At 65.4% G+C, this 17,390-nt stretch carries 16 protein-coding genes; 3 read left to right on the top strand and 13 right to left on the bottom strand.

The window, feature by feature from the left end; all coding sequences use genetic code 11:
* The first annotated feature begins 3 nt into the window (after positions 1–3).
* Complete coding sequence (locus AC07SZ_RS33365; RefSeq protein WP_494917622.1) at positions 4–1,119, top strand: anhydro-N-acetylmuramic acid kinase; 1,116 nt, start codon at positions 4–6, stop codon at positions 1,117–1,119.
* Here AC07SZ_RS33365 and AC07SZ_RS33360 read toward each other — a convergent pair.
* The 3 genes from AC07SZ_RS33360 to AC07SZ_RS33350 form a co-directional block, all read right to left on the bottom strand.
* Entirely contained in the window at positions 1,116–1,538 is a 423-nt protein-coding gene (locus AC07SZ_RS33360) for a GNAT family N-acetyltransferase (RefSeq protein ID WP_494917621.1), read from the bottom strand. The genes AC07SZ_RS33365 and AC07SZ_RS33360 overlap by 4 nt on opposite strands.
* Before the next feature lie 68 nt (positions 1,539–1,606).
* Positions 1,607–2,989, bottom strand: a complete 1,383-nt coding sequence (locus AC07SZ_RS33355) for a sigma-54-dependent transcriptional regulator (RefSeq protein ID WP_172374259.1) — start codon at positions 2,987–2,989, stop codon at positions 1,607–1,609.
* Positions 2,986–4,782 (bottom strand): sensor histidine kinase, encoded by a 1,797-nt coding sequence (locus AC07SZ_RS33350; RefSeq protein ID WP_494917631.1) that lies wholly within the window; start codon positions 4,780–4,782, stop codon positions 2,986–2,988. The genes AC07SZ_RS33355 and AC07SZ_RS33350 overlap by 4 nt, the downstream gene beginning before the upstream one ends.
* 330 nt (positions 4,783–5,112) lie before the next feature.
* Between AC07SZ_RS33350 and AC07SZ_RS33345 the strand changes: the two genes are divergently transcribed.
* Positions 5,113–6,441, top strand: coding sequence for a dicarboxylate/amino acid:cation symporter (locus AC07SZ_RS33345; RefSeq protein ID WP_494917620.1), 1,329 nt, complete (start codon positions 5,113–5,115; stop codon positions 6,439–6,441).
* 71 nt (positions 6,442–6,512) lie between these two features.
* On the opposite strand, the gene AC07SZ_RS33340 is transcribed toward AC07SZ_RS33345, so the two are convergent.
* The 10 genes from AC07SZ_RS33340 to AC07SZ_RS33295 are packed head-to-tail and all read right to left on the bottom strand — an operon-like array spanning position 6,513 to position 16,024.
* Positions 6,513–7,613 carry an ABC transporter ATP-binding protein gene (locus tag AC07SZ_RS33340; RefSeq protein WP_494917619.1) on the bottom strand — a complete coding sequence of 367 codons (1,101 nt, stop codon included), beginning with the start codon at positions 7,611–7,613 and terminating at the stop codon, positions 6,513–6,515.
* Positions 7,606–8,628, bottom strand: coding sequence for an ROK family protein (locus tag AC07SZ_RS33335; protein ID WP_494917618.1), 1,023 nt, complete (start codon positions 8,626–8,628; stop codon positions 7,606–7,608). Before AC07SZ_RS33335 ends, AC07SZ_RS33340 begins: the two co-directional genes overlap by 8 nt.
* A complete protein-coding gene (locus AC07SZ_RS33330) occupies positions 8,625–9,347 on the bottom strand; it encodes a ribulose-phosphate 3-epimerase (RefSeq protein WP_494917617.1) in 723 nt (240 codons plus the stop codon). Before AC07SZ_RS33330 ends, AC07SZ_RS33335 begins: the two co-directional genes overlap by 4 nt.
* Positions 9,344–10,177 carry an alpha/beta fold hydrolase gene (locus tag AC07SZ_RS33325; protein ID WP_494917616.1) on the bottom strand — a complete coding sequence of 278 codons (834 nt, stop codon included), beginning with the start codon at positions 10,175–10,177 and terminating at the stop codon, positions 9,344–9,346. The genes AC07SZ_RS33330 and AC07SZ_RS33325 overlap by 4 nt, the downstream gene beginning before the upstream one ends.
* On the bottom strand, positions 10,177–10,995 hold the full coding sequence (locus AC07SZ_RS33320; protein WP_494917615.1) for a sugar phosphate isomerase/epimerase family protein: 819 nt from the start codon (positions 10,993–10,995) through the stop codon (positions 10,177–10,179). The genes AC07SZ_RS33325 and AC07SZ_RS33320 overlap by 1 nt, the downstream gene beginning before the upstream one ends.
* A complete protein-coding gene (locus AC07SZ_RS33315) occupies positions 10,995–12,071 on the bottom strand; it encodes a Gfo/Idh/MocA family protein (RefSeq protein WP_494917614.1) in 1,077 nt (358 codons plus the stop codon). Before AC07SZ_RS33315 ends, AC07SZ_RS33320 begins: the two co-directional genes overlap by 1 nt.
* Positions 12,072–12,082: 11 nt before the next feature.
* On the bottom strand, positions 12,083–12,904 hold the full coding sequence (locus AC07SZ_RS33310; RefSeq protein ID WP_494917613.1) for a sugar phosphate isomerase/epimerase family protein: 822 nt from the start codon (positions 12,902–12,904) through the stop codon (positions 12,083–12,085).
* A 5-nt stretch (positions 12,905–12,909) separates the two neighbouring features.
* On the bottom strand, positions 12,910–13,746 hold the full coding sequence (locus tag AC07SZ_RS33305; protein WP_494917612.1) for a carbohydrate ABC transporter permease: 837 nt from the start codon (positions 13,744–13,746) through the stop codon (positions 12,910–12,912).
* Positions 13,743–14,675 carry a carbohydrate ABC transporter permease gene (locus tag AC07SZ_RS33300; protein ID WP_065004937.1) on the bottom strand — a complete coding sequence of 311 codons (933 nt, stop codon included), beginning with the start codon at positions 14,673–14,675 and terminating at the stop codon, positions 13,743–13,745. The genes AC07SZ_RS33305 and AC07SZ_RS33300 overlap by 4 nt, the downstream gene beginning before the upstream one ends.
* 2 nt (positions 14,676–14,677) lie before the next feature.
* Complete coding sequence (locus tag AC07SZ_RS33295; RefSeq protein WP_065004936.1) at positions 14,678–16,024, bottom strand: ABC transporter substrate-binding protein; 1,347 nt, start codon at positions 16,022–16,024, stop codon at positions 14,678–14,680.
* A 173-nt stretch (positions 16,025–16,197) separates the two neighbouring features.
* Between AC07SZ_RS33295 and AC07SZ_RS33290 the strand changes: the two genes are divergently transcribed.
* Entirely contained in the window at positions 16,198–17,346 is a 1,149-nt protein-coding gene (locus tag AC07SZ_RS33290) for a Gfo/Idh/MocA family protein (protein WP_065004935.1), read from the top strand.
* Positions 17,347–17,390: the final 44 nt, after the last annotated feature.

Here is a 17,390-nt window from a genome sequence, read left to right as displayed (position 1 = left end):
ATGATGGAACCAATCTGGGCCGTCGGCCTGATGACCGGCACCGTGCTTGACGGCAATATCGACGTCGCGCTGATCAAGACCGACGGCGAGCGGATTGACGATTTCGGCACGTATCGGCTGATGCCCTATCCCCAATCGATCCGCTCGCTGCTAGAAGAGACGCTGACGGCCGCACGGGCCTGGAACTTCGTCGGGCCGGAACCGGCGATCTTCCGCAAGGCCGAGGAAGCGCTGACGCGTGCCCAGTCGGCAGCGGTGAAGGAATTGGTCGAGGGCTATGGCATGACGATGGCCGATATCGGCGTCGTCGGCTTCCACGGCCAGACCGTGCTGCATCGCGCGCCGCAGGTCGGACGGCTCGGCCAAACCCGGCAACTCGGCGACGGCGAGCTGATGCACGCCATCTTGGGCGCCAAGGTGGCCTATGATTTCCGGTCGGCCGACATGCGCGCCGGCGGGCAAGGCGCCCCCCTGGCCGCGGCCTATCACACCGCGCTGATGCGCAGCGCTGGCGCCAGCGGCGAGGTCGCCGTGCTTAACCTCGGCGGCGTCGCCAACATCACCTGGTGGGACGGCGCCGACAATGTCGTCGCCTTCGACACCGGCCCCGCCAACGCACCGCTCAACGATTTCATCAAGTCGAGGGGGCTAGGCGAAATGGACCGCGACGGCGCGCTTGGCCGGGCGGGAACGGTCGACGAGGCAAGGCTCGCCAAGCTGTTGCAGCATCCTTATCTCAGCAAGCCCTATCCCAAATCGCTGGACCGTTTCGACTTCGGCGCCGCCATGGCCGATGGCCTCAACGTCGAGGATGGTGCGGCCCTGCTCACCGCCTTCACCGCCGGCGCCGTCGGCAAGGCCCTCGACCTCTTGCCACACCGGCCGAAGAAGCTGGTGGTCAGCGGCGGCGGCCGCCACAATCCGACGATGATGGCCATGCTCGCCAGCCGCGCCGGTGTCGAGGTGGTGCAGGCCGAAAGCCTCGGCTGGAGCGGCGACGCGGTGGAGGCCGAGTGTTTCGCCTTCCTCGCGGTGCGCGTGCTGCGCGGCCTGCCGATCAGTTTTCCGAGCACCACGGGTGCGCCGCAGCCGATGCGCGGCGGAAAGCTTGCCGGTTAAACCAGTTTCTTCTGCAGGAAGATGCGGCTGCGCCCGACCGGAAAATCGGCCAGCGCGCCGAATGGCCGATAGCCCTGACGCCGGTAGACCTTGTCGGCATTCGGGTTGAAGGTGTCGATCAACGCGCCATGGCAACCGCGCGCCACGGCTTCCTGCTCGGCCGCGTCCAGCATCTTGCCGGCCATGTGCTGGCCGCGCAGCCTCTCGTCGACCCACAGCCATTGCACGTAAAGCCAGCCCCAGGCCGTGTAGCCCGAAATGCCGGCGACAATCGCGCCATCCTCGTCACGCACGAACACAGCCAGCGGTTTCCTTTCGGACGCGCCGACATCGCCATCGTTGAACACCGTCAGGCGCTCGCCGAGAAAGGCCAGTTCTTCCGGCAAGGGGTTTGCCGTTGTTTCTAGGTTCGTCTTCATGGCTCTTTCCGGAAAGCTCGGCTGGATGGGAGTGAAGCGTTACGAGGCGCAAAGCCCTGGCGCAATGTCTATGTCGGCTCTCGAACAGGGTGCGGATCTCCGCCATTGCGGAATTCGGATGCGGCGATGCCGTAGCGCTTGAGCTTGTCGTAGAATGTCTTGCGCGGCACGCCGAGCGCGTCGATGGCCCCGCGCACATCGCCACCATGGTCGCGCAGCGCATCGCGGATGAGCTGTGCCTCATATTGCCCGACCCGCTCCGGCAACGCCGCCGAGGGTTCCGCAAGCCGCGCGGGCGCCTCGGCTTCGTCGTCCGGGCCGAGACCGAGCGCCACGCGATCGGCAAAATGGGCGAGCTCGCGCACATTACCCGGCCAGTCATGCGACTGGAGATGATCGCTTACCGCGGCGTTCACCTTTGCGACCGGCCGACCGAAGCGCTCCGCCGCCTTGCCGAGGAAATGCCCGAACAGCATGGGGATATCGCCGCGCCGCTCACGCAGCGGCGGAATGCGCAGCGTCACCACGTTGAGGCGAAAATAAAGGTCCTCGCGGAAGTCGCCGCGCTGGTCGGGCCGGCCGAGGTCGACCTTGGTCGCCGCCACGACCCTGAGATCGAGGCGCCGGGTCTCGTTCGAGCCAAGCGGGGTCAAGCTGCGTGTCTCCAGCACCCGCAGCAGCTTGACCTGGAGAGCCGGCGGCATGGATTCGATCTCGTCGAGGAACAGCGTGCCGCCGCTGGAATGCTCGACGCGGCCGATCCGCCGCCGCTGCGCGCCGGTGAACGCTCCGGCCTCGTGGCCGAACAGCTCGCTTTCGATGACGGTCTCGGGCAGAGCACCGCAGTTCAACGCCACGAAGGGCTTTGCCCGGCGCCGGCCCCACCGGTGCAGGAGGTCGGCCACCACTTCCTTGCCGGTCCCGGTCTCGCCTTCTACCAGCACATCGACATCCATGTCGGCGATCTGGCGCAAGGTTTCGCGCAGGCGGCGGATCGAGGGCGCTTCGCCGATCAGCGGCAGGCCGTCGGCAGCCTGTGCCGCGGCTTCACGCAGGCGCCGGTTCTCCATCACCAGCCGCCGCTTCTCGCTCGCCCGTTTCAGCGCCTCGACGAGCCGATCGCCGGCATAGGGCTTCGGGATGAAATCATAGACGCCGTCCTTGAGCGCGGCGACGGCAAGGTCGACATCGCCATGCCCGGTGACCAGGATCACGGGTATATCAGGGTCGATCGCCTTGATGCGATCGAACAGCTGCAGCCCGTTCATGCCCGGCATGCGGATATCGCTGACGACGACGCCATCGAAGTCCCTGTCGACGACAGCAAGCGCTGCCTCCGCGGCGTCGCGCGCGACCACCGTGAAGCCGGCGAGTTCGAGCAATTGCGTGGTGGCGTGCAACAGGTCGGCATCGTCTTCGACGAGCGCCACCAGCCCTGGTCCCTCGTTCATTCAATTCGCCTCAGATCAATGGTGAAGGATGCCCCGGCGGCGCTGTCGGGATCGAGCCGCAGCGTGCCGCCCAGTTCCTGGGCGATCTCCTGCGAGATCACCAGCCCGAGGCCGAGCCCTTTCTCCTTGGTGGTCTGGAACGGCATGAACAGATTGCCCGCCGCTTCCGGCCCGAGGCCGGGACCGTTGTCGCGCACCGAGATCAGCACCCTGTCGTCGCGCTCGGCGAGATCGATCTCGATGCGGGGATCTGGCTGGTCCTTCATGGCATCGAGCGCATTCTGCAGCAGGTTGACCAAGATCTGCTCCAGCCGGATGCGGCTTGCCATCACCATCGGCGATGCATTGCCGCGTGGCTTGACGATGGTGACGCCGGAATCGCGGATGCGGCCGGAGAGCAACGACAGTGCGCCGTCGATCGCCTCGCGCACCGGCAGCGGCGAAGCAGCGACACCGGGCCGGCGGGCGAAAGTCCGCAAGGTGCTGGTGATGGCGCCAATGCGTTCGGTCATCGAGACGATCGACGTCAGATTGCCGGTTGCCGGTTCTGTCTTGCCGCCTTCGAGAAAGCGGCCGGCATTCTCGGCATAGGTGCGGATCGCGGCGACCGGCTGGTTGATCTCATGCGCTACGCCCGCGGCAATCTGGCCTAGGATGGAAAGCCGGTTGGCCTGGGCGAGATCGTCGCGCAGCCGGCGGACCTTGGCTTCGGCGCTCTCACGCTCGGCGATTTCGCCGGCGAGTGCCGAGTTGGAGCGTGTCAGTTCGGCGGTTCGCGAGGACACCCGGCTTTCGAGCTCGGCATTCATGCGCGCCAGCGCCTCCTGCCGCAGCCGGCGTGCGCGGCGGCGTCTTGTGAGCACATAGGCAAGCAAGCCGGTCAGCAGCAGCCCAAGCAGCGTCGTCAGGCGCGCCGTGTTGGCGGCGGACGAGAGGGCGGCGTCGGCCGGCGTCAGCAGCCAGAGGCGCCAGCCCGGGACCGCATCGGGCAGGCCCTGCACCACTTCGACGAACTGGCGCGGCTTTCCCGAGCTCTCGATCGTCGCCAGGCCGTCGCCGGCACCGCGCCGCATCGGCAGCGGTTCGAAGGCGGCATCGGCCAATTGCAGCTGCTCATGGGCAGCGGCGGCATCTTGGGCGGAGAGCGGCGCCAGCGCATGAAACCGCCATTCGGGCTGGCTGGTGGCCAGAACGACGCCGCGTTCGTCGGTGACGAAAACAAGGAACCCGCTGGAGCGCCAATTGGCCTCGACACCATCGAGTTCGACCTTCAACACCACAACGCCCAGCGCCTTGCCGTTGTCGTCGACGCGACTCGAAAGATAGAGACCCGGCCGGCCGCTGATCGTGCCCAGGCCATACTGGCTGGCGGAGCCCTTCGCCATTGCCTCGTTGAAATAGTGTCGGAAATTATAGTCGATGCCGACAAAGCTCGTCGGTTCACCGGCATTGCTGGCCGATATCGCGATGCCCGCCGTGTCGATGACGTAGATGGCGGAGGCCGAGGCATCGCCGGCGATCGCCTTGAGCTTGTCGTTGAGGGCCGCTTCCTGCATCGTCCCGGCCCGGCGCAAGGCCCCGCGCACCGCGTCGTCGCGTGCCAGCACCAGCGGGACGAGGCGCTGTTTGTCGATTTCGCCTGTCAGCGTCCCCGCCGCCAGCGGCAGGGCGGCAAGTGCCGTGTCGCGCAGGTCACTGGTCGCCTGGCCGGTGGCGATGCGCCCCGCGATGGCGATCGCGCCGGCCAGTATCGCAAGGGCGATAACCACGACAAGCCAGCGGCCGTCGCGCATCCGGCCAACCGCCTCGCGCAGCGGTCCGCCGCCGGCAAACCCGGCTGAGCCGCTATCGGTGCGTGCCTGCGACGTCTGCCCTCTCCCTTTCTCGCGGCCTTGCGGCCACACTCTAATGCGAAATTCCGCCCAGGCAATCGCCTTCCTGTGCGGAAATCCGCACACGCCTCCGCCAAAGGCAACCGAAGAATGCCCGGAAACCCGGGATTCCGGGCTTCCCCCGGTCTGGCACAGCGCTTGCAATACTCCTTGCAGCGGCGGGCGACCGGAACGCCGCGATGGGAGAAGTCACGCAGGGCGGGTTCCGTCCATCCGGCCAGGGAGAGTTCGATGCACATCGCAGATCAATCGGGCGCGGCCGCCGCGCAGCGCAAGCCCCTCTATGCCCAACTCTACGTGCAGGTGCTGGTGGCGATCACCGTCGGCATCCTGCTCGGCCATTACTATCCGTCGATCGGCGAGAGCATGAAGCCGCTCGGCGACGCCTTCATCAAGCTGGTCAAGATGATCATCGCCCCGGTCATCTTCCTGACGGTGGCGACCGGCATCGCCGGCATGAGCGACCTGCAGAAGGTCGGCCGCGTCGCCGGCAAGGCGATGCTTTATTTCCTCACCTTCTCGACGCTGGCGCTCATCATCGGCCTCATCGTGGCCAATGTCGTGCAGCCGGGCGCCGGCTTCAACATCGACCCGGCAACGCTCGATGCCTCGACCGTCAACACCTATGCCGCCAAGGCGCATGACCAGTCGGTCACCGGCTTCCTGATGAACATCATTCCCGGCACGATCGTCGGCGCCTTCGCCGATGGCGACATATTGCAGGTGCTGTTCTTCTCGGTGCTGTTCGGCATCGCGCTGGCGCTGGTCGGCGACAGGGGCGCGCCGGTGCTCAACTTCCTGCAGGCGCTGATGGCGCCTATGTTCAAGCTGGTCAGCGTTTTGATGAAGGCAGCCCCCATCGGCGCTTTCGGCGCCATGGCCTTCACCATCGGCAAATACGGCATCGGCTCGGTCATCAACCTCGCCATGCTGGTCGGCACTTTCTACGCAACGTCGCTGCTGTTCGTGTTCGTCGTGCTGGGTGCGGTCTGCCGTTACAACGGGTTCTCCATCCTGTCGCTGCTCCGCTACATCAAGGAAGAGCTGCTTTTGGTGCTGGGCACTTCCTCGTCGGAAGCCGCCCTCCCCTCGCTGATGGAGAAAATGGAGAAGGCCGGCGCCAAGCGCTCGGTGGTCGGCCTGGTCATCCCGACCGGCTATTCCTTCAACCTCGACGGCACCAACATCTACATGACGCTGGCCGCGCTGTTCATCGCCCAGGCGACGAACATCCACCTGTCGATGGGCGACCAGATCCTGCTGTTACTGGTTGCCATGCTGTCCTCGAAGGGTGCCGCCGGCATTACCGGCGCGGGCTTCATCACGCTCGCCGCGACGCTTTCGGTGGTCCCCTCCGTGCCGGTCGCCGGCATGGCGCTGATCCTCGGCGTAGACCGTTTCATGTCGGAGTGCCGGGCACTGACCAACTTCATCGGCAACGCCGTCGCCACGCTGGTGGTCGCGCGCTGGGAAGGCGAACTCGACGAGGCCAAGCTGGCGAGAGCCTTGGCGGGTACGGCCGACGACAGCCTGCCGGCGGACATCGTTCCCGCCGAGTGATCCGCGGGAACGCACGATAGCGAATGGCCGGAGGCATCATTGCTTCCGGCCATTTTCATGCCTCGAAGACATCAGGCGGCGCGCGTTCTGCCAAGTGGCGCCAGTGCTCTGCCATCGGCGGCGAACAGATGGCAGTGGGACGGATCGACCTGCATCGCGACGGGGCTGTGCAGCGGGGTGGTGTCGGTGCCTTCGGTCTGCACGACAAGCCTGGCCTTCTCGCCAATATCGGCATGCAGGATGGTCAAGCCACCGAGCCGTTCGGCCAGCACCGCCTCGCCCTTGAACTGGCCCGCATCGGCGATGCGGATATGCTCCGGCCGGATGCCAAGCAGCAGTTCGCTGTGCGGCGCGAGTGCGCTCGCATCGGCCTGAACGACCAGGCGGGTCCCGCCCGGCAAGGCGACCGTAACGCCATTCCCATCCACGGACACGACCCGCACCGGCAGCATGTTCATCTTCGGCGAGCCGATGAAGCCGGCAACAAAGACATTGGCCGGGCGGTTATAGAGATCGAGCGGAGAGCCGACCTGCTCGATCGTGCCGCCATTGAGGACGACGATCTTGTCGGCCATGGTCATCGCCTCGGTCTGGTCGTGCGTGACGTAGACGATGGTGGCGGCGAGCCGCTCATGCAGTTGCATGAGTTCCAGCCGCATGTTGACGCGCAGTGCCGCATCAAGGTTCGACAGCGGCTCGTCGAACAGGAAGACTTTCGGCTGGCGCACGATGGCGCGGCCGATGGCGACGCGCTGGCGCTGGCCGCCGGACAGTTCCTTGGGCCGCCGGCCGAGCAGATGCGACAGCTGCAGCACGTCGGCCGCGGCCTTGACCTTGGCGTCTCGCTCGGCCAGCGGCAGGCCGGCGATCTTCAGTGCGAAGCCCATGTTCTCGGCCACCGTCATATGCGGATAGAGCGCGTAGGACTGGAACACCATGGCAAGGCCGCGTTCGGACGGATCGACCTCGTTGATGCGCGCCCCGTCGAGCATGAGCTCGCCCGCGGTGATCTTCTCCAGCCCCGCGATCATGCGCAGCAGCGTCGACTTCCCGCAGCCGGAGGGGCCGACGAAGACGACGAACTCGCGGTCGCCGACATCGAGATCGACGCCCTTGATGACCTCGGCATTGCCATAGGACTTGCGCACGCCGCGCAGCTTGAGCTCAGCCATTGAAGTCCCTCCTCTTGTCCGGATAGGCGCTTGGCCCGACAGGCATGCGGGCGGCCAACGCACCCAAATCATCAAACAGCACAAGGCTGGCGGCGCCGACCAGCCCGGCATGGCGGCCGAGCTGCGCCTGGACCACCGGCACGTCGCGATAGGCGCGCATGGCGCGTTGCCGAATGGTCGCCTCGATGACCGGATGCATCAGGTCAAGGCCATTGCCGATGCCGCCGCCGACGACCAGCACGTCGGGCGAATAGAGATGCAGAAGATTGGTGAAGCCGACGCCCAGCCAGCGCGCTTCCTCCTCGAGCAGGGCCAAAGCGAGATCGTCCTGCAGCCGCGCCGCCTCGACCACGTGGCGCCCCGTAACCTCGGCGTTGGCCGAGAGGCGACGCAGCGTCGAGCCATCGAATGCCGACGTCGCAACGTTGGCGCGGCGGCCAAGTGCGGTGCCCGAGGCGACGGCCTCGAAACAGCCGACGACGCCGCACATGCAGCGCTCGCCTTCATTGGTGATGGTCATGTGGCCGATCTCGGCGGCAAGGCCGCGACGGCCGTGCAGGATGCGCCCATCGGCGACGACACCGCCGCCGATGCCGGTCGAGACCGTGACGAAGACCAGCGAGCGTGCGCCATGGCCGGCGCCGAAGCGCCATTCGCCAAGTGCCGCCGCGTTGGCGTCGTTCTCCAGCCGCACCGGCAGGCCAAGCCGCCGCTCGAGCATGTCGGCCAGCGGGACGTCCTGCCAGCCGGCCAGCGTCGGCGGCCCGACGGCGATGCCGGCCAGCGGATCGAGCGGTCCAGGCGCGCCGACGCCGACGCCGACAATGGCAAGCCCCGGCGCCTCGGCATGCACGGAGGCGGCCAACGCCTCGATCTGGCCGATCACCACGTCGGGGCCGGCCTGCGCCTGCGTCGGCACGGCGGCGAAGGCCAGGATCTTGCCGTCGCGGTCGACCAGCGCGGCACGAAGCTCGGTACCGCCAAGATCGATCGCGAGGGCGGCCTCGGTGCTCATGCCGCGACCTTCAGCCCGTGCAGCCAGCCGATGCGACCGGCCAGATCCTTGTCGCCAAAGGCAAGCGAACCGAGCACCACGGTCTCGGCGCCGGCGGCACGCAGCAGCGGCACGGTCTCGTGGCGGATGCCGCCATCGGCGGCAAGAACGACGGCGTCCTCGCGACCAGCTTCTCGCAGGATGGCGCGGGCAGCACCCAGCCTGTCGCAGGCCGTCTCCGACAGGCCCTGGCCCTTCACGCCGATCGCGGTGCCCAGCAGCGTGACGAAGGCGACCTCGGAGACGAAAGGCTTCATCACCTCGACCGGCGTCTCCAGCCTCAGCACGACACCGGCTTCGGCGCCGAGCTCACGGGCCAGCCGTGCGGCGCGCAATCCCGCCTCGCCGTTTTCGGCATGGACGCTGATCATGTCGGCGCCGGCCTCAATGAACTGGCGCGTCTGCGCCTCGACGATTGCGGCATCGACCATCAGATGGACGTGGATGGGCTTCGCCGTCAGGCCGGCAATGCGGGCGACGAGATCGGGGAAGAACAGGAAGGACGGCGCGAAATGGCCGTCCGCCACATCGATGTGATGCAGATCGACATAGGGTTCGATCCGCCTGAGGTCGCTCTCGAAATTGGCGAGGTTGGCCGACCAGAGCGAGAATTCGGCGATCAAGCGATCGCGCGGCAATGCGGCGATGGCGGCCGGGCCTGACAGAGGCTTTGAAGTCATGATTGGTCCTGGTTGTTGAAATTTCTGTCGAGAAAGCCGCCTATCGCGGCGCCGATTTCGGCGAAATGGCGATCCTTGTCAGAGGCCTTTGGCGTCACCTCGGCGAAGACCGCATTGGGGATGGTCCCGGCAAGTTCGCGTGCGATCGCCAGGGGATGAACGAGATCGATGCCGCTACCGATGACCAGCGTGGGTATTGCAAGGCTGGCGGCTTGCGCCCGCGTCACGCCAGGCCCGTCATTGGCGATGGCCTGCATCACCTCGGCAAAGACATCAGCGTTTTCGCGCTGGAAAAAGCCGAGCAGCGAGGCGAGATTGTCCGGCGCGTCTGTGCGAAAGCGGGCTGATGTCGCCGAGGACGCGAAGGTGTCCCGGGCCTCAGCCAGTGGAAGCCGGCGGATGAGGTCCGCCACTTCCGTGTAAGGGCGCATGTTTTGCGGCGCAGCAGCGAAGGCCCAGGCGGGACGCACCAGAACCAGGCCAAGCACGCGGTCCGGGTGGCAGGCGGCAAGCCGCAACGCGATCGCCGCACCCATCGAGATGCCAGCGGCGATGAAGCGGTCGAGCCCGGCCGCATCGGCGGCGGCCAACACGTCATCGGCGAACATCGCGATCGAGAACGGACGCTTGCTGCCAGCGCCGGAGGCGCCCTGCGCGCGGCACTCGACGGTCAGCCGGCGGCATGACGGGCTGTCAGGAAAATTCTGCGCCACCTGGTTGGCATCGCCGCCGAGGCCATGCTGGAAGACGACGGGAAGCTCGCCCTGTCCGGTGTCGAAGACACCAAGGGCGGCATCGTCGCGATGCATGACCGTCGGCGCGGCGCTCATCAGAGCAGTCCCCGCAAGAAGGCGGCGACATCAGGCGCCTCATCAGCGGACAGGCCGTGGGTGACGAGCGCACCGTCGAAACCCGCTCTCTTCAGCCGCGCGACGAAATCCGGAAAATCGACGATGCCTTGCCCAGCCGTGGCGAAGCGGCCGTCACCATGCCGATCCTTGGCGTGCGCCATGGCGATGTGGCCGGCGGCCTCCTCGATCGCGTCCGCAACGATCGCACACGCTTCGTCCGGCGTCGCGTGCTCGAACAGGTTCGCCGGATCGAGCACGATCTTGAGATGACTGGAGCCCATGTCGGCGATCAGGCGCGTCGCATCCGTGGCGGAGGTGACGATGTTGGCCTGCTCGGGCTCGATGCCGAGATCGACGCCGGCTTCTTCCGCCAACGCCAGCGCCTTCGCCATCTCGGCAGCCATGTCGGACCAAGCGGACGGTGTGGCATTGTCGGGATGATAAGCCCATTGATCGGCGGCATTGCGCGAACCGGTGCAGAGCGTGACCAAGGGGATATCCAGGGCAGAAGCCGTCTCGATGACGACGGCAAGGCGCCGCAGGCCATCGTCGCGCACGGCCTTGTCGGGATGCGCCATATTGTAGGTGCCCGACAGCGCTGCGAGCGAAACGCCTGATGATTGCGCGGCAGCGCGAATGGAAGCGATGGCATCCGCTGGTACCGCATCCGGCATCGACGGCAGGCCGGCGCAGGCGAGATTGAACTGCGTCGTCTCGTATCCGGCCTGCTTCACCGCAGCCAGCACAGCGGCCGGGTCGCTGCCCGTAAAAGTCTTGGCGAAGATGCCGAGGCGCATCAGACCGAACCCGAAACCGAGGCGAGCTCGACTCGCTCGCCGGATACAACCGAGCGGGCAATCGCCACCATGGCGCGGATCGAGGCAATGCCGTCCTCGACATTGGCGCCGCGCATCGGCGCGCCGTTCAGTACGGTATCGGCAAGACCTTCCAGCTGGCGGCGGAAGAAATGGCCGTCGGCGCCGAGCGGTTTGCGCGAGGTCGCGTCCTTCTCATGAAAAATGTCGACCTCGCTGGCGCGGAAGTACCAGGGGTTGAATGTCTTGGCGATGACCGAACCGTTCTCGCCATAAAGCTGAAACCCTTCGTGCCAGTCCATGCGTACGGCCACCGTAAGATCGAGATGGCCGAGCGCGCCGCTGGCGAATTCGGTTTCGACGAACCAGCAATAGGCGCCGAAACGCTCGTTGAGGCGGGCGCGCACGGCGGTGATCTCGCCGCACAGGAAGCGCGCGGTATCGACGAGATGCGAGCCGTGCGCCAGCATGAAGTACTGCCGCAAATCGGCCTTTGGATTGCCCGAAGGTTTCCTCGCCAGCTTGCTGGTGACGGGCAGCGGCTGAATGGCGTCGGTGTTGGTGTAGCGATGGGTGGAATCGCAATACCAGGCCTTCAGCGCCAGCACCTCGCCCATCTCGTCGCGGACGAAGTCGCGGGCCGCCTCCAGCGCCGGGTCGAAACGCTTCATGTGACCGACCTGCAGCACCTTGCCGGAGCGTTTCACCGCTGCCGCGAGAGCCTCGCCTTCCTCGACAGAGGTGCCGATCGGCTTTTCGCACAGAACATGCTTGCCGGCATCGAGCGCCTTGATCGACATCGGCACGTGATAGGCGTCTGACGTCGCCACGATCACCGCCTCCAGCTCGGGATCGGCGAGCATCGCGTCATAATCGGCATACATCTTCCGCGGCTCGTAGGTGGCGCCCATGCGGGCGAGCAGGTCGGGTGCTGCGTCGCAGATGGCGTAGAGGTCGGCATTTGCGGCCTTCGCGCAGGACTGCAGATGCGCGAACTGCGCGATTGGGCCGCAGCCGAGCACACCGATCCTGAGGCGTCTGTCCTGTTTCTTGATCATCGTCTCGTTCTTCAGGCGCCGTAGCCGCGCATTGTCTGGCGGTTGGTCTTGACCGCGCCGGCGGGATCGGCGGCGGCCGTTGCGGATTCCTCTTCCAGCACCAGCCAGCCGTTGAAACGCGGCGCGGTGTTCGCGATCTCGATGACCGTCTGGGTGTCGCAGACGCCCTTGCCCAGCATCGCCCAGGTACCGTCGGCATCGACGTCCTTCAAATGGATATAGCGGATGCGGTCGCGGTAGGTGCGCAGCGTGTCGGCCATGTCCTTGTGGCCGCGCAATATGTGGCCGGTGTCCGGCACCCAGCCGACCTGGTCGGGGTCGAGCAAGGCAAAGATGCTGTCATAATCGGCGCGGTCGAACAGCAGCGTGTTGTGGTGCGAGCTCGGATGCACGGCCACCTGGACGCCAGCCTTGCGGCCAAGCTCGCCGGCCTTGTTGTAAACCTCGGCGGCGATGGCGAACTTGTCATCGCGCGACCCTTCGGACACCACGGTTGCCGACCCCATCGACACCAGCGCGTCGGGAAAGGCGGAAGCGAAATCGATCCAGCGCTGCGCCGCCTCGAGGTCGGCGCCGATCTCCTCCTTGAGCGTGAAACCGCTCTTCGAACCGAAGGCGAAGGAGACGAGCGTCAGGCCGGAGGATTTCAGCGCGGCGGCGAACTCCGACGGCCGGTCGGCGTAGCGGCCGATCATGGTGTCGGTGATCTCGATGCCGGCATAGCCGCCATCGGCGATCGCCTTCAACAGATCGTCGGGGCCGCCGGTCCAGGCTTTTCCAAGCATTTCCCAGGTGAAGGTCTGGCAGCCGACTTTGAGCTTCGTCTGTGTCATGTCGTTCATTCCTTGACGCCGCCCTGGGTCAATCCCTCGATGATGTGGCGCTGGAAGAACAGCACCAGAAGGATCAACGGCACGGTCACCACGGCGGAGGCCGCGGCGATGTCGCCCCAGGGGACGTAATAGAGGTTGGTGAAGTTGGCGATGCCGACCGGGATCGTCTGCCGGTCGATGTTGGAGGTGAAGGCGAGCGCGAACAGGAATTCGTTCCACGCGGTGATGAAGGCAAGCAGGCCTGTCGTCACCAGGCTCGGCAGCGACATCGGCAGGATGATACGCCAGAGCAGGCCAGGCACGCTGACGCCGTCCATGCGCGCCGCCTCGTCGATCTCGCGCGGCAGGGTCTCGAAATAGCCGAACAGCACCCAGGTGACGAGCGGCAGGCCGAGCGCCAGATAGGTGATGATCAGCGCCGTGTAGGTATCAAGCAGGCCGAGATTGGTGGCGACGAGATAGAGCGGGCCGACCAGCGCGATCTGCGGGAACATCGACACCGACAGGATGACCATGAGGACGCCGAAGCGACCCTTGATGTTGAGCCGCGACAGCGCGAAGGCGGCCAGCGAGCCGACAAACAGGCACAGGAAGGTCGTTGCCAGCGAGACCACCAGCGAGTTCAAGACATAGCGGTGAAGCTGCTTCTCGAAAAAGGCGTTGTAATAGTGCTCCAGCGTGAAGGGATGCGGGATCAGCGACGGCGATCCCGAGGTCAGCATCTTGTCGAGCTGGAAGGAGGTCGAGAACTGCCAGAGGAAAGGACCGCCCGACCAGATGAGGATCAGCAAGGCGCCGGCATAGATGGCGAAGCTCTGCAGCGGTGAGCGCGTCTCGTTCATTGCGCCCTCCTGATCTGGCGGACAAGGAAGACGACGAAGACCAGCGCGATGATGCCCTCGGTGATGAACATCGCTGTCGACACGGCCGAGCCGTAGCCGAACTGCAGCGTCGAGAAGAGCACCTTGTAGGACAGCGTCGACAGCGTCTCGGTGGAATCGGCGGGGCCGCCACCGGTCAAGACATAGACGAGGTCGAAGACGCGGAAGGCATCCAGCGCGCGGAACAGGCCTGCGATCAGCAAGGTTGGCGTCAGGAGCGGCAAGCGGATATGCCAGAAGGTGATCCAGCCCTTGGCGCCGTCCATGCGCGCCGCCTCGATCAGCGAATTGGGCACCGTCTGCAGACCGGTCAGAAGCAGCAGCGCCATGAACGGCGTCGTCTTCCAGACATCGGCGATGATGATGGTGATCATCGCCGTGTCGGGTGAGCCGTACCAGTTGATGTTCTGGTCGATCAGCCCGGCATGCAGGAGGATGTAGTTGACGATGCCGTTTTGGCCGTCGAACAGCCAGCCGAACATCTTTGAGGTGACGACGGTAGGCATCGCCCAGGGCACCAGCATGGCCGCGCGGACAAGCCCTCGCCCCTTGAAGGCCTCGCACAGGATCAGCGCCATGCCGAGCCCGATCACCGTCTCCAGCACCGTCGAGGCGGCAGTGAACCACATTGTGTGCCACCAGGCGTTCCAGAACTGCGGGTCGCCCCACAGCTGCACATAGTTGGAAAAGCCGATGAAATCCTGATCCTGCGTGATCAGCGAGGTGTTGGTGAGCGAAAGATAGAGCCCGTTGACGATCGGGTAGAAGGAGACCGACGCCAGCGACACGAAGGCCGGCGTCAGCAGGATGAGGGCCCAGAAGGCGCCGGGGAGCGCCCTGCCAAGCCGCCGCGGCCGGCCGGCGCCCGGAATGGTGGCGGCCGCGGTCATGGTCAGGCGACGATCTTGTTGATCTGGTCGGCGAGCGTGTCCATCTCGGCCTGGACCTTGCCCGAAACCAGCGCCTTGGAGATGCCGGACTGCAAGGCAAGCGTCACCTTGGCGTATTGCGGCGTGATCGGCCGCGCCGTGGCACCGGTGAACACTTTCTCCAGGCTCGCCATGAAGGGCTGTTCCTTCTTGATCTGCTCGTCCTGGAACAACGCCGGCCGTGTCGGCGCCAGGCCAAAATTCAGCGCGATGCGGTGCTGGGTCTCGGTCGACGACAGCCAGGTGAGCAGCTCGATCGCGGCCTCGCGCTGCTTGGAGTTGGCATTGACGCCAAGCTGGTAGCCGCCGAGGCAGGCCGAGCTCTTGCCGCCGGGGAACGACGGCAGCGGTGCCACGCCAACCTTGTCAACGACCTGCGAAGCCTTGGCGTCCTGCGCGATCGGGTAGACATAGGACCAGTTGCGCATGAACATCGCCTTGCCGGAGGTGAAGGGCTGGCGCGACGGCTCCTCGTCCCAGGACAGCACGTCCTGCGGGCTGATCTTGGTGGTTGCGATGGTGTCGTGCAGGAACTGGATCGCCTCGACCGCACCCTTCTGGTTGATCAGCGACGACTTGCCGTCGGGCGCCAGGATCGCGCCATTGTTGGAGGTGATGATCTCGACGGCGTCGCAGACCAGGACCTCGGCCTGCTTGCCCTGCCAGAGATAGCCGAAGTCGACATCACCGGCCTTTTGCGCCGCAGCGGCGATGATGGCCATGTCGGCCCAGTTTTCCGGCACCTTGCCGCCATGCTTTTCCAGCACATCCTTGCGGTAATAGAACATGCCCGAATCCATGAACCAGGGAAGGGCCGTGAGCTTGCCGCCATAGGTACAGGCGTTAAGGGTTCCAGTGAAGTAGGCGCTGCGCTTGTCGGCCGGGAAATACTCGTCCAATGGCAGCGCCCATCCGGCGGCGGCAAAGCCGGCGATCCAGATCACGTCCTGGCTGAAGACGTCGGGCGTGCCGTTGCGCCGGGCGAGCTGCTGCACCAGGCCTTGGTAGACTTCGGTCGAAGAGCTCGGCGGCGGCAACTCGATGTTCTTGACCAGGATGCGGTCCTGCGATTCGTTGAAGGCCTTGATCAGGTCGCCGAAGGTCTCCTTGCCGAAGAAGGCCGCGCTGGCGAAGCTGATTTCGGCGCGCGACTGGGCACGGGCGCGGCCAATGCCGAGGGACGTCCCCGCCCCGAATGCGGCCGCGCCGAGCAGGCCGGCGGAACCGATGAGAAACTGGCGACGATCGGCGATCGTCACATGACCCACAGGCTTAGGTGCGGCGGTCGGCCGTTTTTTCATATCTGTCATTTTCTCCTCCTAGGGCTGGCAGCCTCCCGATGTCGCGCCAGCATTTTCGCATGTTCTATAAAAATTTTACGCGCGTCAATATTTAAAATGTTGTATAGCGTTTTTCGAAGGCGATCCATTGCCAGGGCAGTGGATTCGAGAAAGCATGACCATGTAGGGAGGAGCGATCGAAAATGCAGGCAAAATCAAAGGCAAAGCTCGCAATCGGCGTTATCGGATGCGGCAACATCTCGATGACCTATCTGCGCAATGCCGCCCTCTTTGGTGGAATCGAACTGCGCGCCTGCGCCGATATCTCCGCCGACATGGCGGCGCTGCGGGCGAAGGAATATGGCATCGAGGCGCTTGGCGTCGATGCGCTGCTGGCCGACCCCGAGATCGATCTTGTGCTTAACCTGACCATTCCCGCCGCGCATTTCGACATTTCGTTTTCCGCTCTTTCGGCGGGAAAACACGTCTTCACCGAAAAGCCGCTCGCGACGTCGGCCAGCGACGGGCGGCGGCTGGTGGCGGAAGCGGCCAAGCGGGGCGTCCTGCTCGGCTCGGCGCCTGATACCTTCCTCGGCGCCGCCGGCCGCCGGGCGCGGCGCCTGATGGATGAGGGCGCCATCGGCCGCCCGGTCACCGGCACCGCCTTCATGATGGGGCGCGGCATGGAGCATTGGCACCCCAACCCGCAATTCTACTACCAGCCAGGCGGCGGCCCGGTGTTCGACATGGGCCCCTATTATCTGACCATGCTGGTCAATCTGCTTGGCCCCGTCGCGCGCGTCATGGCGATGGCGACGCGCGGCCAGGAGGAACGCCTGATCACCGCCGAGGGACCGTTCAAGAACACCACCTTCAAGGTCGGCACGCCGACAAATGTGCTGTCGCTGCTCGAATTCCGTTCCGGCGCCACCATTACCTTCGGCGCTTCATGGGACGTCTTCAAGCATTCCAACCATCCGATCGAACTGCATGGCACGGAAGGTTCGCTGCGCCTGCCCGATCCCGACACGTTCGGCGGCACCGTCTCGCTGTCCGAACGTGGCGCGGAGTGGAAGGATTTCGCCAGCGAAAGCGAACTCTACGGCGCTCGCAACTGGCCCTATGCAGCACCCGACCGCGCCAACTACCGCATGCTCGGCGTCGCCGATCTCGTGCGCTCTCTGAAGACAGGAGCAACGCCTCGCGCCTCCGGCAATCTGGCGCTGCATGTGCTTGAGATCATGGAAGCGATCCTGCGTTCGGGCGAAACCAAAAGCTCGGTCGCCATTGCCGGCGACGTCGTCCAGCCGGCGCTGCTGACTGAGGACGAGGCAAGCAGCCTGCTCGCATAGGCCCTTTGTTTTCACGCAATTCCGGACGGAAAACCGCCGTACAC

It is taken from the genome of Mesorhizobium sp. GW821-FHT07A06 (genome assembly GCF_059419085.1).
This window is presented reverse-complemented; position numbering and strand designations above follow the sequence as displayed.

What these genes read in the sequence shown, in the direction of transcription:
- AC07SZ_RS33360 (WP_494917621.1), bottom strand. Translation starts at nt 1,538, where the DNA reads ATGAAGACGAACCTAGAAACAACGGCAAACCCCTTGCCGGAAGAACTG.
- AC07SZ_RS33290 (WP_065004935.1), top strand. Translation starts at nt 16,198, where the DNA reads ATGCAGGCAAAATCAAAGGCAAAGCTCGCAATCGGCGTTATCGGATGC.
- AC07SZ_RS33350 (WP_494917631.1), bottom strand. Translation starts at nt 4,782, where the DNA reads ATGCGCGACGGCCGCTGGCTTGTCGTGGTTATCGCCCTTGCGATACTG.
- AC07SZ_RS33325 (WP_494917616.1), bottom strand. Translation starts at nt 10,177, where the DNA reads ATGAGCGCCGCGCCGACGGTCATGCATCGCGACGATGCCGCCCTTGGT.
- AC07SZ_RS33355 (WP_172374259.1), bottom strand. Translation starts at nt 2,989, where the DNA reads ATGAACGAGGGACCAGGGCTGGTGGCGCTCGTCGAAGACGATGCCGAC.
- AC07SZ_RS33310 (WP_494917613.1), bottom strand. Translation starts at nt 12,904, where the DNA reads ATGACACAGACGAAGCTCAAAGTCGGCTGCCAGACCTTCACCTGGGAA.
- AC07SZ_RS33345 (WP_494917620.1), top strand. Translation starts at nt 5,113, where the DNA reads ATGCACATCGCAGATCAATCGGGCGCGGCCGCCGCGCAGCGCAAGCCC.
- AC07SZ_RS33300 (WP_065004937.1), bottom strand. Translation starts at nt 14,675, where the DNA reads ATGACCGCGGCCGCCACCATTCCGGGCGCCGGCCGGCCGCGGCGGCTT.
- AC07SZ_RS33320 (WP_494917615.1), bottom strand. Translation starts at nt 10,995, where the DNA reads ATGCGCCTCGGCATCTTCGCCAAGACTTTTACGGGCAGCGACCCGGCC.
- AC07SZ_RS33335 (WP_494917618.1), bottom strand. Translation starts at nt 8,628, where the DNA reads ATGAGCACCGAGGCCGCCCTCGCGATCGATCTTGGCGGTACCGAGCTT.
- AC07SZ_RS33315 (WP_494917614.1), bottom strand. Translation starts at nt 12,071, where the DNA reads ATGATCAAGAAACAGGACAGACGCCTCAGGATCGGTGTGCTCGGCTGC.
- AC07SZ_RS33305 (WP_494917612.1), bottom strand. Translation starts at nt 13,746, where the DNA reads ATGAACGAGACGCGCTCACCGCTGCAGAGCTTCGCCATCTATGCCGGC.
- AC07SZ_RS33295 (WP_065004936.1), bottom strand. Translation starts at nt 16,024, where the DNA reads ATGACAGATATGAAAAAACGGCCGACCGCCGCACCTAAGCCTGTGGGT.
- AC07SZ_RS33330 (WP_494917617.1), bottom strand. Translation starts at nt 9,347, where the DNA reads ATGACTTCAAAGCCTCTGTCAGGCCCGGCCGCCATCGCCGCATTGCCG.
- AC07SZ_RS33365 (WP_494917622.1), top strand. Translation starts at nt 4, where the DNA reads ATGGAACCAATCTGGGCCGTCGGCCTGATGACCGGCACCGTGCTTGAC.
- AC07SZ_RS33340 (WP_494917619.1), bottom strand. Translation starts at nt 7,613, where the DNA reads ATGGCTGAGCTCAAGCTGCGCGGCGTGCGCAAGTCCTATGGCAATGCC.